General features: G+C 68.2%; 15 protein-coding genes and 1 pseudogene. 12 read left to right on the forward strand and 4 right to left on the reverse strand.

The features are described 5' to 3' along the window. Positions 1-129: 129 nt before the first annotated feature. Complete coding sequence (locus ACFVDP_RS03385) at positions 130-846, reverse strand: GntR family transcriptional regulator (RefSeq protein ID WP_383482457.1); 717 nt, start codon at positions 844-846, stop codon at positions 130-132. A gap of 361 nt (positions 847-1207) precedes the next feature. On the opposite strand from ACFVDP_RS03385, the gene ACFVDP_RS03390 reads away from it, so the two are divergent. Beyond that, entirely contained in the window at positions 1208-1864 is a 657-nt protein-coding gene (locus ACFVDP_RS03390) for a hypothetical protein (RefSeq protein ID WP_383482459.1), read from the forward strand. A 566-nt stretch (positions 1865-2430) separates the two neighbouring features. On the opposite strand, the gene ACFVDP_RS03395 is transcribed toward ACFVDP_RS03390, so the two are convergent. Then, positions 2431-2679, reverse strand: a complete 249-nt coding sequence (locus ACFVDP_RS03395; RefSeq protein WP_383482462.1) for a hypothetical protein — start codon at positions 2677-2679, stop codon at positions 2431-2433. Positions 2680-3328: 649 nt separating this feature from the next. Between ACFVDP_RS03395 and ACFVDP_RS03400 the strand changes: the two genes are divergently transcribed. Further along, on the forward strand, positions 3329-3514 hold the full coding sequence (locus ACFVDP_RS03400; protein ID WP_383482465.1) for a helix-turn-helix transcriptional regulator: 186 nt from the start codon (positions 3329-3331) through the stop codon (positions 3512-3514). Between the two features lie 46 nt (positions 3515-3560). Here the strand turns inward: ACFVDP_RS03400 and ACFVDP_RS03405 are convergent, their stop codons facing one another. Then, positions 3561-4715, reverse strand: coding sequence for a tyrosine-type recombinase/integrase (locus tag ACFVDP_RS03405; RefSeq protein WP_383482467.1), 1155 nt, complete (start codon positions 4713-4715; stop codon positions 3561-3563). Positions 4716-4810: 95 nt separating this feature from the next. Here ACFVDP_RS03405 and ACFVDP_RS03410 point away from each other — a divergent pair. After that, positions 4811-4975: pseudogene (locus ACFVDP_RS03410) on the forward strand (pirin family protein); the annotation flags it as partial. Between the two features lie 400 nt (positions 4976-5375). Here the strand turns inward: ACFVDP_RS03410 and ACFVDP_RS03415 are convergent. Next, complete coding sequence (locus tag ACFVDP_RS03415) at positions 5376-5576, reverse strand: hypothetical protein (protein WP_383482470.1); 201 nt, start codon at positions 5574-5576, stop codon at positions 5376-5378. Positions 5577-5602: 26 nt separating this feature from the next. Between ACFVDP_RS03415 and ACFVDP_RS03420 the strand changes: the two genes are divergently transcribed. The 9 genes from ACFVDP_RS03420 to folE all read left to right on the forward strand — a co-directional run bounded on the left by ACFVDP_RS03420 (position 5603) and on the right by folE (position 14003). Continuing rightward, on the forward strand, positions 5603-6973 hold the full coding sequence (locus ACFVDP_RS03420) for a DUF2254 domain-containing protein (RefSeq protein ID WP_383482471.1): 1371 nt from the start codon (positions 5603-5605) through the stop codon (positions 6971-6973). Positions 6974-7504: 531 nt separating this feature from the next. After that, a complete protein-coding gene (locus ACFVDP_RS03425) occupies positions 7505-7858 on the forward strand; it encodes a pYEATS domain-containing protein (protein ID WP_383484299.1) in 354 nt (117 codons plus the stop codon). A gap of 51 nt (positions 7859-7909) precedes the next feature. After that, positions 7910-8740, forward strand: a complete 831-nt coding sequence (locus tag ACFVDP_RS03430; RefSeq protein WP_383482474.1) for a class I SAM-dependent methyltransferase — start codon at positions 7910-7912, stop codon at positions 8738-8740. A gap of 310 nt (positions 8741-9050) precedes the next feature. Next, positions 9051-9770 carry a 7-cyano-7-deazaguanine synthase gene (locus ACFVDP_RS03435; protein WP_383482477.1) on the forward strand — a complete coding sequence of 240 codons (720 nt, stop codon included), beginning with the start codon at positions 9051-9053 and terminating at the stop codon, positions 9768-9770. Between the two features lie 113 nt (positions 9771-9883). Continuing rightward, entirely contained in the window at positions 9884-11143 is a 1260-nt protein-coding gene (ectB, locus tag ACFVDP_RS03440; RefSeq protein ID WP_383482480.1) for a diaminobutyrate--2-oxoglutarate transaminase, read from the forward strand. Between the two features lie 55 nt (positions 11144-11198). Further along, positions 11199-12200, forward strand: a complete 1002-nt coding sequence (locus ACFVDP_RS03445; protein ID WP_383482483.1) for an isopenicillin N synthase family dioxygenase — start codon at positions 11199-11201, stop codon at positions 12198-12200. A gap of 55 nt (positions 12201-12255) precedes the next feature. Next, the gene (gene queD, locus ACFVDP_RS03450) at positions 12256-12618 is read left to right on the forward strand and encodes a 6-carboxytetrahydropterin synthase QueD (protein ID WP_383482486.1); all 363 of its coding nucleotides are present in this window, start codon (positions 12256-12258) and stop codon (positions 12616-12618) included. A 190-nt stretch (positions 12619-12808) separates the two neighbouring features. Further along, entirely contained in the window at positions 12809-13417 is a 609-nt protein-coding gene (locus ACFVDP_RS03455) for a 7-carboxy-7-deazaguanine synthase QueE (RefSeq protein ID WP_383484302.1), read from the forward strand. A 1-nt stretch (position 13418) separates the two neighbouring features. Continuing rightward, the gene (folE, locus tag ACFVDP_RS03460) at positions 13419-14003 is read left to right on the forward strand and encodes a GTP cyclohydrolase I (protein ID WP_383482489.1); all 585 of its coding nucleotides are present in this window, start codon (positions 13419-13421) and stop codon (positions 14001-14003) included. Positions 14004-14064: the final 61 nt, after the last annotated feature.

The raw sequence follows: 14064 nt of genomic DNA on the forward strand, positions 1-14064 counted from the left end.
GGGGGGGAGGTTTTTCGGGCTTTTAGTGGGGCTGTGGGGGGGGGGTGTGGGGGAGGGGGGGGGGGGGGGGTGTTTTTTCTGGGTGGTTTTCGGGGGGGGTTGCCCCTCCCGCCGGGGGGAAAAACCGCGTCAACTCGCGGCGAGCTGGTCCAGCGCCTCGCGATGGTGCCGGGCGGCGAGGCGCTCCGCGCGCTCCTCATCACGACCGAGCAGCGCGTCCAGAAGTTCCCGATGTTCGTGGTAGCGGCGCCGGAAGACATCGGCGCCCTCGTGGACGACCCTCAGCGTGCGGTCGAGGCGCTCCTCGTCGCTGAAGGCCCGCGCCTGTGCGAGAAGCCCCTCCAGGACCGGATTGCCGACGCTGCCCTCCACCCGGTGGTGGAACTCGCGCGCGATCCGGAAGACGGCGGCCAGGCGCTCGGGCTCCACGGCATCGGGCCCCTTGTCCGACAGCACCTGCTCGATCTCCGCGACCAGGCGGTCACCGCGGTCGAGGAGATCCACGAGGTCCGCGAGTTGGGCCTCGGTCGCGTTGCGGGCCGCGAGACGCGCCATCAGCGCGGACAGCCGGATCTCCGCCTCCACGATCTCCGAGCGGGATTCGGCCGAGTGGTCCGCGATCCGCAGGGAGCGCGCGCCCACTCGCTCGACGACCCGCTCGTGCACGAGCTGGCGCAAGGCCTCCCGGACCGGCGTGGGGCTGACGCCGAGGCGTGCGGCGAGGTCGCGCTCCGTGATCTTGTCACCAGCCCGGAGGGATCCGGTCTGAATGGCCTCGCGCAGTCGCCGGTATGCCTGGTCGGCCAGCGACGTCGTCTCCATGGGACCGAGGGTCTCGTTGGTCATGGATGGCACTCTCACTCCTGCTATAGCAAACAGTCAATAGAAGATGCTGATCTCACACGACAAAGTCAGCCTCCACATGCGTCGCCCCGTCCGCCCGTCGCGTCGAGCAGTCGTCGGCCAGGCTCTGACTGGAAACCCGGCTTCGAAACGCACTGAGGCCTCACACGGACGTTCCCTCACTGACCGTGCCTCATCTGTCGCGGGCCGGACAGGTGATCGCCGGCGCCCTGGGCGTACCTGGCCCGCGGGGCCGCCGGTTGTGACTTCAGCGGACCAATCGGCCCGCGCAGGGGGCACATCTGCGAGACACATCATGGAACGTCACGAGCAGCACAGGTCGCGTCGCTCACGGGACGAGAGCGTGCAGCCGGCCGCGGAGTGGTTCGGCACCGCGTTCCACTCCACTGAGGGAATGCAGCACCTGGACATCCGCCCGTTCGGCAACGGCATCCTGATCACCTCCGCCCCTGCCGAGATCGCCGGCGTCACGGCTTGTTGGCCGCTGCGTCTGCGCAACGATGACGACGGCCAGGGGCTGAACGAGGTGGGAGCGACCCTGATGGCCGGGCGGGGGCACGTCTTCGGCGTGATCGAGGGGCCCGTTTACAGGACTGCCCTGGCATTCCTTCCCGATCACCCCGAGGAAGACGTCGGCACGCTGGCCCGGGTCCGCACCAACGAAGGCCCGGACGGCGACGGCGCCTTCGAGCGGAGCGTGGAACGGCCGCTGAGTCTGTGGGCCGAAGCAAGGGAGAACCTCGTGCGGATCGTGCCGCTGCTCAGTCCGGACACGCCAGCCGACGACCTCAAGGACTGCCGGCACTGTCCCGGCTGCTGCCGCCCCGTCTATGAGAGCTCCTCGCCGAGCACTCTCATCGGCGCCGGTCCGATGCCGATGACCGGGCCGTGCAGGCTCTGCGCCGAAGGCACCAACCTTCGCTCGCTGCGACAGACCGACGTACCCATCGCCCCTCAGCAGCGCGCCGTCCTCGAGACCGTGGCCGCCGCCATGGCATAGCCGGGCCACGGCCCCGAGCAAGCCCCTCACGCAAATCCGTGGCTGCGATGCCGTGCGGACCACGCCCGGGCGCGAAAGGCTTCGTGATCGTCAGGCAGGGACGGCGCAGAGCTGGGACACGATCGCGAACGAGGTCGTCACCATCAGCACAGCCATGGCCGGCGGCATTACCGCGTGCGTGGTCCGACCGTGCGCCAAACGGTTGCGGATCTGCCTGCCGTAGTCGAGGTACTCCGCCTGCCGCGCCGTCAGAAGCCCGTCGGCGGCGCCCTGCTTGATGAGCTGGAGCAGCGGCTTCTCGTCCGCGTCCGAGATCCGGTCGACTCGTAGCAGAAGTAGGACTGGCGCAACAGCTCGCGGGCCATATGCAGGACGGTCGCCGCGGGCTCAAAAACACCAGAGGCAACGACCAGGTCGTTGCCTGGAGGCGTAGCTGCCAAGGAAGAGGTGGGCGCGTTCGTTCGGGCCCGGAAACGGCAGCTGCTGCGTAGTCCTCCAGTGGCGTGCCCCGCACCGCAGCGGCTTTCCGGGACATCGCGCAGCACGACGGGACGATGTCCCCTACCTCATGGGCCGTCGGTTTGCGGCGCCCAGTTGGGAGGGGCGTTTTCGACCAGATCGAGCTCGTGGTCCAGGTACATCTCCACACCGGCCAGCGGGAAACGGACACTGAGTTCACCGGTTGAGATGCGGACGAGCACAGTGCCGACCGGGTCCTCAGGGTGGTCGGTCTCCTCTTTCGGTCGCACCCGATCACCCGGCTTGTACCGCCGAGAGGCCAGGCCCTCACTCAGTCGTCCTTCTTCGCCAGGCATGTGTCACGTCCCTTCGGCCCGCTCTGCCCCTTGCTCCAGGACGCATTGATGATGCTCTTTGACCACCTCCTCGTCACCCGTGCGGAACACCTCGGTGGCCCATGGCATCACGTCTTCCGCCGTGGCACTCCCCCATGCACGCGGCACACCCGGAGTACGCAGAAGCTGAAAAGGGCTTCTGCCATGACCGGATCCTCTCAAGCCCCACTGACAATCAGCTTGCGCAGATGCCAACCGCTGGGCTGCCGATGGGGCCTGGCAGCGACCCTCCCGATGCCATCTTCGCCCCCGGTCCCGGGAGACGCCCTCCGGGAGCCGTCCATCTACCCCACCCGGTCCGCTCGCTCCCTCCTCCGCACGTCAGCCACAACATGACCCGTTCCGGCGCCGCCAGACCAAGATCCGGACCATTTCCGGACCAGCCCCCGACCAAAGGCTGCGCCAACTATCTTTCTGCCTGGTCAGCGTGGGTGCAGCTGCTGTACCACCAGCAGACGAAGAACCTGCTGATGAGCACAGAGGTCGCTCACCGTTCTCCCTCAAAGACCGAGGCCGAGGCCGTTGCCAATCGCTGCTATCAGGTGAGTACGGTCCGGCCAAGTTGCCCCTCTCGGTGACACTGATCTTCACGTCCATGCATGGAGGTCAGATGCCACAGCAGTTCATGAATGCCAAGCAGACCGCCGAGTACCTCAACATGTCCGTCACCTGGGTCTACCGTGATGCACCTCGGTTGGGCCTTGCCGTTTACAAGTTCGGTGCCGGACGGAACGCCAAGTTGCAGTTCAAGGTCTCCGACGTCGACACTTGGGCTCGGCAGCAGCGCCTCGGCTGAGACGACGGCGGCTCCGGAGCTTCGCGCGTCCGAAGCCGCCGCCAACCTATGCGGCCAGTGCCACGTCGAGCACCTGCGCCGCCTTCCCGATCGACCCGGGCATCAGATGCCGGTAAATCTTGAAGGTGACGTCGATGCTCCTGTGCCCCATCCATTCCGCGACATCCGTGATCGCGAGACCATTGGTCAGGCAGTTCGACGCGAAGAAGTGTCGGTAGCCGTAGATCACCATCCCCTCCGGGATGTCGACCTCGACCGATGCCTTCATACGCTTCCACTGGTTCGACAACCCCCAGTGGGGATACGGCTTCGCCGCGTTCGTCGGCTGACGCAACAAGTACCCGTCGACCGTGCCGTACTTCTCCGCGTACCAGTCGATCGTTTCCCGGACTCGTGCCGGCAGCGGCACGTCGCGGTACTCCCCCGCCTTGCGGTGCTTCAACGGCCCGTACTTTCCCGTCGCCTGGACCACCTGCTCGTTCACCCGGTAGACGTCGTCCGCGACGATGTTCTTGAGGTTGACGGCGGCCGCCTCTCCGTTGCGCAGTCCGCAGCCGCTCATCAGGTCGACCAGCAGTGTGAAGGCGTCATCTCCGGCAATCCGGTGCGCCCGCAGCTGCTCCAGCGAAGGGATAACGGCCCGATCCGGGTCGTACTGCGGAGCCTTCACCCCATCCAGCGGGTTGTCCGCATAGAGGCCGAGCCGATGGGCATCGAGAAGGATCGCACGCACCTTGTCGAAGGCGTTGGACTGCGTCGCCAGGCCCGTCTGCGCGCGCTCCATGGACCGGATGAAACCGTCGACCACCTTGTGATCGAAGCTGAGCATCTTGCGGCTGCCGATCGCTGGAAGGACATGGTGCTCCAAGAGCGAGTCGAGGTGGCGAATGGACCCGGCGGCCAGGTGCCGCTGGCCGCCCTTCCACTCCTCCGCATACTCCGCGAAGCGCATGGCCCCGTACTTCGCTATACGCTCCGCCCTCGCCTGGGACCCCGGCCGGCGCCTCTTCTCGTTGTAGATCTCCGTCAAACGATCGATCGCATCGTCCTGCCGCGCGAAGCCCGCCTCCTCGCTCTGCTGGCCCCCCGCGTTACGGAAACGGATCTTGTACGCGTGCGGGCACTTCGACCACCGGGACTCGGGGTGATCGCAGTCCTTGAAGAAGGTGCCCATACCGCGGGTGAGCTTGCGTGCTGCCATGTGGTGCTGACTCCTCGGCGTCCGATGCTGACCTTTTGCTGACTGCCGAGGGTCTGTCACGCCTCTGACCTGGGGATAACCGTCAGAACCGTGGTATGTGGTGGAACTTCGTGGGGCGGTCGCAGGACGAGATCGCTCAGGCTCGGGAGGACTGGATGAGCGGGTCGCGGTTTGGGGATGTGAAGGGGTACGACGGGGGTCGGTTGGATGCGCCTGAGTTGCCGGCTGTGCCGCTTAAACCCCGGGGTCGAGTGCGCTGAACGAGCTGTATTGGCACGACCCCGCGAGGCCTGGCGAGCGAAAGAGCCGACTCGTCAGACCTTTCCTCATCACGGCCGCAACCACTTCACGAGATGCCTGACCCCACTCCGTACGAGTCGCAAGTTTCGTCAGCTGCAGCCAGCTTCAGCCGGACTGATGCTGACCCCATGCTGACTTTCGTGATGACTCGTCAGATCCAAGTTGATGTCCGAGCCCTGCCAAGGTGCAGCCTTCTGGACTGCCACAACTACGCTCGAGGCGAAGGGCTTGAAGAAGCCCAGCGGCGGCCCGTGGACCGCCGACACATTCAAGACCAAGTCCTGGTCGTGCGACACCCCCCGGGGCGCGAACCCCACCTGTGCATTCTCCTGACCGCACCCAGTGCAGCTGAATGACGATTCAGAAGAACGAAGGATCGGGTCGGGCATCGGGCGGCACCACGAAGTCGGTATCCGGGAGTTCGACATCCAGTTCCAGCTCGGCGAACCACTGCCGTGCCCCGGACGCGGACCAACTCCGTACAACGCCAGTGCTGCTGTCGATGTCGACCTCCAGCGGTGCCCTGTCCTCGCCGGCACGCGGATCGAACCGGACGGACACGCGTCCGCTGCACGGATAATGCTTCCATGACCACCAGCGCGCCGCGTGCCCGGCCGGGCCGCGGCAACCGGCCCCGCCCGCTGAAACCGCGCAGTCCGGGGTGGTCCACGGCGATGGCCGTTGTCGCGCTCGGCGTCGTGGTGGGCCTTGTGCTGCCGCGACTTGAGCAGGGCCACGACCCCTCCGGTGCGCTGAACTACGACGCCGGTACGGCGCAGGCGACGCTGGGCGCCATCGCCGCGGGAATGATCACCCTCACCGGCTTCGTCTTCACGGCGATCACTCTGGTGATCCAGACGATCCAGGGGATGTCGCCGCGCCTGTTCGCGGCACTGACGTACTTCGGCCGATTCCCGCGACTGTTCGGCATCTTCGTGGCCACGTTCATGTACGCGCTGGTGGTCCTGAGTCAGGTCACCTCGGATGATGTGCCCAGGTTGTCGGTCACCCTGGCGGTGGTGATGACCCTGGTCAGCGCGGTGCTGTTCTTGCGGCTACTGGTGACGCTTCGTGCCGCGACGACCCCCGGGGGTCTGGTGCGTGCGGTCAGCGCACAGATGAGAGTGGCGATCGAGCAGACCTACCCTTCGACCCCTGTCGCGGCGGCCGACGCGCCGCCCCCTGCCGTGTCACCGGACAGGGACCCCGGCGTCCTTGTCCGGCACAGCGAAGCCCCGGGCGTGCTGCAGGCATTCGACCTCGACAGGCTGTCGCGGCTGGCGGAGTCCGGGGACCTGACGATCCGTATCCACCCGGCTGTGGGTGACTTCCTGGCGACCGGAACCGCCCTGGCCACCGTCCACGGCAAGGCTTCCTCCGGCATCGGGGCAAAAGTGGGGCGTCTGGTGCGCGTGGGTGCCTCCCGAACCATCGAGCAGGACCCGGCTTACGGTGTGCGGCTGATCGTGGACATCGCCATCCGGGCGCTTTCCCCGGCCGTCAACGACCCCACGACCGCGGTGCAGAGCCTGGATCAACTGGACGACATCCTGCAGCGGCTGGCGCGGCGTCCATTGGGCCCCGGAACGGTCACCGACAGCCAGGGACGGGCACGGATCACCTATCCCGCACCCGGATGGGACTCGCTACTGAGCCTGGCCCTGGACGAGATCCTCTCCTACGGCTCAGGTGCGATACAGGTGGTGCGACGCCTGCGGGCCCTGCTGCTGGACCTGGCGGCGGTCTGCCCGCCGGACCGGCAGACTCTGGTGCACGACTACCTGGACCAGCTCGACCGGCTCTGCGCGTCCTCCTTCACCGACCCGATGCAACGCCGGCGGGCCGAGAGCGCAGATCACCAAGGACTCGGGTCACCCAGCAGCCGACACCGCGTGCGACGTGCGCGTGATTCCGCACCGGCAGAGCCCGACGGCGCAGGGCCGATGCCGCCGGACTGATACCCCGCCGCATGTGCCGTCCGCCCCTCCTCTGCTCAGCCGGTTCCGCGATGCAGTGATACGCATGCTTTGAGAGCCAGGGTCCACGGGTGCCCCGAGGTAGACCGCGCAGGACCTGCCTGGCGCGCGCTGAGCCACGACGCGAGTCAGCGGACCGCGGAGGCGGACGGTGGGAGTGTTTGTTGTGAAGCGGGCGAGACGGGAAAGAGTGACCGCTGCGCCCCGTACTCGGGCGGGCCGAAACACTAGCCGATCGCGGGCTGGCTGCCCGGCTACCGATGGAAAGGCTTCGGTGGCGACTCGCTCGGCGCAGCACCCCGTGAGAAAGGGCCGCGATGCTGATGGCCGCGATCACCCGGCCGTCTTCCGCACGCACCGGACCCCCGATCCCCAGAACATCGGGGTCGAGTTCGCCCTCAGCAGTTCGTCGAGTTCTTCGTCGGGGGCCCAGGCCGGCAGCGCCAAGGCTGCCGCGCCGCCGTTGACGGGCGGCACCTGACTCCTCACGCTGTCGCCAGGGTCGTCCACCACCTGCACCCGACGTTCCGGAACCCTGATCGCACGATCACCGATGGCTCCACCGGTTTCGAACTGACCACGGCGGGCTGGGAAATGTTCACGCCGACTGCCGATGTCCACCTCAAGAGCAGCAGCGAGCCCCTCCAGTTGGAACTGCCACGCTCGGCCTCCGGCGTCGACGGCAACGTCGCCCTGAGCCATCAACAGCAACAGCGTTGCGGGAGATATCGTGCCGTGCTGCCCGCCGGCGACAGCCGCGCCGCCTCCCCTCCCGCCCGAGGCCGCCGCGCCGGTCACGGCACGCACGGCGTCCGCCTGCGCAGTCCGACCAGCCTCGGCTCATGCCCGCTCGGGCAGTGGGGGTGACTGTCTGGTCGCCCTCCGGATCGCGCAGGTCCGAACGGTGGGCCCTTCAGGATGGAGCGGGCGCTCGAAAGCATGGACTGTTCCACACCTCGACGGTTGAGCGAAGGGCAGATCATGACGGAGCAGCAGGGGTTCTACTCCAAGGTCGCCGAGAAGTTCGGTGGGTACTCCAGCGGTGCGCGCCGCACCACCTCCTATCCACAAGGGGATCCGGAGGAGGAATTCGATGCCCTGGTGCACGAACTCGGCTCGGCCACAGGCACGTTGCTGGATGTCGGCTGCGCCGATGGCCTGAACCTGCTGGGCGTCGCCCCCTCGTTCGGGCGAGTGGACGGGCTGGATCTGTCCCCGGAAATGCTGGCGTCGGCCGAACGCCACCGGGCCGCATCGGGACTGGACCATGTCCGGTTCGCGGTCGGGGACGCCTCGGCCACCGGCTTCCCCGCCGGAACCTTCGATGTGGTCACCTCGCGGCGCGGTCCGTTGTTCCCGGAGGAGTTCCGCCGGGTGCTGCGCCGCGGCGGATCAGTGGTCTATCTGGGTATCGGTGAGCGGGATGTGCGGACGTTGAAGGAGACGTTCGGCCGGGGCCAGTTGTACGGACGCTGGGCCGGGACGCCAGTGGCGCTGGAGGAGCGTCGCAGGCTTGAGGACGCGGGTTTCACCGTCGACTACGAGCGCGAGTTCTCCTACGACGAGTTCTTCCACACTCCTGAAGACCTGGACCGGTTCCTGCAGATGGTGCCGATCTTCGAGGACTACGACACCGCGTCCGATCGCGAGGCCTTCGATCGCTACGTCACGCGGGCGACCGCGCAGGAGGGCATCCATCTGGCCCGGCACTGGTTCGTTCTCCGGGCCCAGCTCACCGCCGGGGACTGACCGGCCGGAGCACCACGAAGGCCCGGACACACCCATGGTGTCCGGGCCTTCGTCGTGCTCCGCGCGGCTGTCGCCCCTCGACGGGCCCCACGTGGCCGCGCCGGCTCTCGCGCCGACGAGTGTCCGCTCGGCCACCCGATGTTGTCCGTCCGGCGGGCACGGCTGCACGAGAGGACGACGGACAGATCTTGGGCGCCCGTACCGCCGGACATGTCCCCCACCGCCCCCGGCGACGCAGCATGGGTGACGGCGCCGACGAGACCGGGCGGCCGGTCATCTTCTTGGTGCACTGACGAAGTGAGGACGACGCGTGTCAAAGATCATTGCGGTGGTGTCCGGCGGAATCGACTCCGTCACCATGGCGTACCAGTTGCGGGCGCAGGGCCACGACCTGCACCTGCTCGGCATCGACTACGGGCAGCGCCACCGACGCGAACTCGACTGTGCCCGGCTGGCCGCCCGCCGCCTCGGCGCCCCGTACGAGGAAGCCGATCTCGGCGGCGCCCGCGGAGTACTGCGCGGCTCCTCCCTCACGGACTCCGCCGTCGATGTCCCGGACGAGGGCGCGGCCGGCGGCGGACAGGCCGACAGTGAGGTCGCGGTCCCCGGCCGTCCCAACATCGTCCCCAACCGAAACGCCCTGTTGCTCTCGGCGGCGTTCGCGCTGGCCGTCGTGGAGCGGGCCGAAGCCGTCGCCTTCGGGATCATGGCGGAGGACATAGGCCCATCGGACACATCGCTCGAATTCCTGGACGCCTTCCTCGCCATGGAGCGCATCGCGACCCGCGGTCACGCCCACCCGGACCTGGACCTGATCGCGCCCCTGGCCCGGCTGCTCAAGCGTGAGGTCATCGCCCTCGGCGATCAGCTCTCCGTGCCGTTCGAGGACACCTGGACCTGTTTCCGCGGTGAGGAGGTGCACTGCGGGAGGTGTGCGTCCTGCGTCGAGCGCCGCGAAGCATTCGTCGCGGCCGGTGTCCACGACCCCACTGTCTACGCCGCCTCGAGAGCGCCCTCGGCGTCGGCCTGAAGGCCGTTCCCTGCTGAATCGCGCCCTGGGCGGAGCGGCTCTTCCCACCCTGCTTCGCAGGACCCTCGTTCCCTCACCCGCCTCAAGGCGGGGGTATGCACGAAGGACATCTGATGAACGCGTTTGAACAGATGGAATCCGAGGTCCGCAGCTACAGCCGTACCTGGCCCGTGGTGTTCGACCACGCCCAGGGAAGCTGGCTCTACGACGAGGACGGCCGCCGCTACCTGGACTTCTTCGCCGGCGCCGGCGCACTGAACTACGGCCACAACCCGCCCGTTCTGAAGAGGGCCCTGATGGACTACATCGCCCGGGACGGGGTCGCGCACTCCCTGGACATGTTCACCGTCGCCCGACGCCGTTTCCTGACCACGCTCCACGAGACCGTCCTGGCGCCCAGGGCGCTGGACTACCGCGTGGTGTTCCCCGGCCCCGGGGGAACGAACGCGGTCGAGGCCGCACTCAAACTCGCCCGGCGCGTGACCGGCCGCACCACCGTGGTCGGCTTCACCAACTCCTTCCACGGCATGACGCTCGGCGCCCTGGCCGTGAGCGGCAACGCCGCCAAGCGGGCCGCGGCCGGTGTGCCACTGGGGCATGCCGTCTCCATGCCCTACGACGGCTACCCGGGCAGCGCCCCCGAACTTCTGGACCGCATGATCGGCGACAGCGGGAGCGGACTCGACAAGCCCGCCGCCGTGATCGTCGAGACGGTGCAGGGCGAGGGCGGGGTGCACGCCGCGGAGGACGACTGGCTGCGTGCTCTGGCGGCGGTGTGCCGCCGCCACGGGGTGCTGCTGATCGTCGACGACGTGCAGATGGGCTGCGGTCGGGTCGGCCCGTTCTTCAGCTTCGAGGACGCCGGCATCGTGCCGGACATGGTGTGTCTGTCCAAGTCGATCGGCGGCTACGGCCTGCCGCTGGCGCTGACGCTGATCCGCCCGGAGCTCGACGTCTGGAAGCCGGGCGACCACAACGGCACGTTCCGTGGTGTGGGCCCGGCGTTCGTGACCGGCGCCGCCGCACTGCGTGCCTACTGGTCCGGCAACGACCTGGAGAAGGCCGTGCGGCGCTCCGGCGAACGGCTCGCCACCGCACTCGGCGAGATCACCCGCGGGTATCACGACGGCGCACCCACCGTGAAGGGACGGGGCCTCGCCGCGGGGCTCGACTTCCGGTCCCACGGTGACAGGGCCGGCGCCATCGCGGCGCAGGTGTCCGCCGAGGCGTTCCGGCGCGGGCTCCTGGTCGAGACATCGGGAGCGGACGGCTCCGTGGTCAAGCTCTTGCCGCCGCTCACCGTCTCCGACGCCGAGTTGGACCAGGGCGTCGACATCCTCGGCGCATCCGTCGACGCGACTCTTCACGGCTGACGAGAACCAACACCTCACCGTACGAGAACACCGCACCGTACGAAAGGAGCCCCCCATGAACAGCGCCATCCCGACCGTCGACCTCGGCGCCTGGCCCACCGCCTCCGACCAGGAGCGGCAAGCCACCGCCACGGCACTGGACCTGGCCCTGCGCGAGACCGGCATGTTCCTGCTGAAGGGACACGGCGTGCCGCCCGACGCGATGACCGAACTCCGTTCGCAGGGCAAGGAGTTCTTCGCTCTGCCGCGCGAGGCGAAGGAGCCATATGCCATCGGCGCCCCGTACGAGAGCGGCTGGCTGGAGATGCATCCCGGCGGAGGCGTGGGGGTGCCTCGCGAGGCGGGCGAGGAGCCGGTGGCGGCACCCGACCTGCACGAGTCCTTCTACGCCGGCCCCTCGTACCGTTCGGGCGACGAGGCGATCGACCGCTACTGCTACCCGCGCAACCGGTGGCCCGACGCGGTGCTGCCCGGACTGCGCCGGGCCACCGAGGCCTACACCGCCCACATGGAGCGCGTGGCTCGCGGCGTGAACGCGCTGTTCGCCGAGGTGCTGGGGCTGCCCGGGGACTTCTTCACCCGCCGTGCCGGTCACGCCACCTGGACCCAGAACGTGAGCTGGTACCCGTCACTGGCCACCGTGGGTGCGGTGGCGAGCGGGCAGCTGCGCAACGGTCCGCACACCGATCTCGGCACCTTCACCATCCTCAGCCGTCAGCAGGGCGTGGGCGGTCTGCAGGCCTGGAACGAGGCCGACGGCTGGTTCGCGCCGCCGTACGACCCCGAGGCGCTGGTGGTGAACCTCGGCGATCTGATGGAGCTCTGGACGAACGGCCGCTGGCGGGCGCTGCGCCATCGCGTGCTGGCGCCCAGTCCGAGCGCCCCGCACGAGGAACTGCTGTCCTTGGTGTTCTTCTTCGAGTCCGACCCCGACACGCTCATCGAGCCGCTGGCCCCGCCGGTCGGCGGGGACTCCGCATTCGAGCCCGTCGTCTCGCGCCGCTCGGTGCTGGAGAAGCTCGGTGTCCTCCCCGACGCCACCGCGTCCTTCTCGTGAGCGCCCCCGGCCATCCGGGGCGCCCCATCCTCAGACGAAAGGTCTCCCTCCCGTCATGACCCTGCGTATCACCAAGCGTTTCGAGTTCTCCGCCAGTCACCGGCTCGACGGCCTGCACGAAGACCACCAGTGTGCGCGACTGCACGGCCACAACTACGCGGTGGAGCTCGAACTGAGCGCCGAGCGGCACGCGTTGACGCCCGTCGGGTTCGTCCGCGACTACGGCGACCTCTCGGTGTTCAAGAAGTGGCTCGACGACACTCTGGATCACCGCCACCTCAACGACGTCGTCGACCAGAACCCGACCGCGGAGAACCTGGCGGTGTGGATGTACGCGCAGTGGGAGAAGGACTTTCCCGAGCTGACCTCGGTCCGCGTCTCCGAGACGCCCAAGACGTGGGCGGAGTACCGGCCCTGACCTCCGGGCCCGCTCCTTGCAGTCCTCACCCTCACCCGCAACCGGCGCATGCCCGAACTGAAGAGGAGGTGGTGCCCCGTGGAACCGGAACTCGTCGTCAACGAGATCTTCGGCCCCACTTGAGGCCGTCCAAGGAGAAGGACGGTCGCTCGGCCGCAGATGCGGCTTCCTGCGGCTCGGCGGCTGCAACCTGTCCTGCCGCTGGTGTGACACCCCCTACACGTGGGACTGGCAGGGCGTCAGCGACAGCGGCGTCAGCTACGACCCCAAGGTCGAGTTGCACCGGCGGCCTGTCTCCTCGGTCGCCGAGGAGCTGACGGCTCTCGGGGTCGACCTCATCGTCATCTCGGGCGGGGAGCCGCTCAGTCAGCAGGCACGGTTGCTGCCTCTGGTCGAGACGCTGCTGGACGCGGGGATGGAGGTGGAGTTCGAAACCAACGGAACCCGTGTCCCGGACAGCCGGCTGGTACGGCCGGGTGTGCGTTTCAACGTCTCGCCGAAGCTGGCGCACTCCGGAGATCCGGCCCGACGGCGCATCGTGCCGCAGGCGCTGCGCCGGTTCGCCACCACGCCGGACACCACGTTCAAGTTCGTCTGCCGCACCGTCGCGGACCTTGACGAGGTGAGTGTGCTCGCCGCCGACTTCGGCATCGAATCCGTCTGGGTCATGCCCGAGGGACAGAGCCCGGACGACATCGACAAACACATGCAGGAACTCGTCTCCTCGGTCATCGACCGGGGATGGAACGTGACCACCCGGCTGCACACGCTGGTCTGGGGACACAAGAGAGGTGTCTGAAGTGACCGTGAACACTGTCGAACCGCGGACCGGGGACGAGGAGAGCGGGGACGATCCGCTGGTCGATCTCGCGCACCGGCTGCTCAAGGAGATCGGTGAGGATCCCGACCGGGACGGGCTGCGGCAGACGCCCGAACGTTTCGCTCGCTGGTGGCGCGAGTTCGTCGACTACGACCCCGGGACCATCGACACCCTCTTCGAGACCACGACCACCAGCCAGATGGTGGTGGTCTCGGACATCCGGGTGTGGTCGCTGTGCGAGCATCACCTCCTGCCCTTCAACTGCTCGATCGACATCGCCTACCGCCCCACGAGCCGCCTGCTGGGCCTCTCGAAGTTCGCCCGCGTGGCGCACCGCCACGCTCACCGGCTTCAGGTGCAGGAGCGGCTGGTCACCGGCATAGCCCAGGAGGTGGCGGACGTCACGGGCGCCCGGGACGTGGCGGTGCTGGCCAAGGGCGAGCACCTCTGCATGACGATGCGCGGCATCAAGACGAGCGCCGAGATGACGTCGACCGCGTTCCTGGGCGCGTTCGGCGACGACAGCGCGCTGCGCGGTGAGTTGCTGGCGCTCCTGCGGTCCTGACACGTCGCCGGGCTCCCGGCCTGGGGGGGGGCGCGGCGCGGGGGCCGGCTGTCTGCCTCCC

The organism is Streptomyces sp. NPDC057694, from assembly GCF_042799415.1.
Classification (GTDB): Bacteria; Actinomycetota; Actinomycetes; order Streptomycetales; family Streptomycetaceae; genus Streptomyces.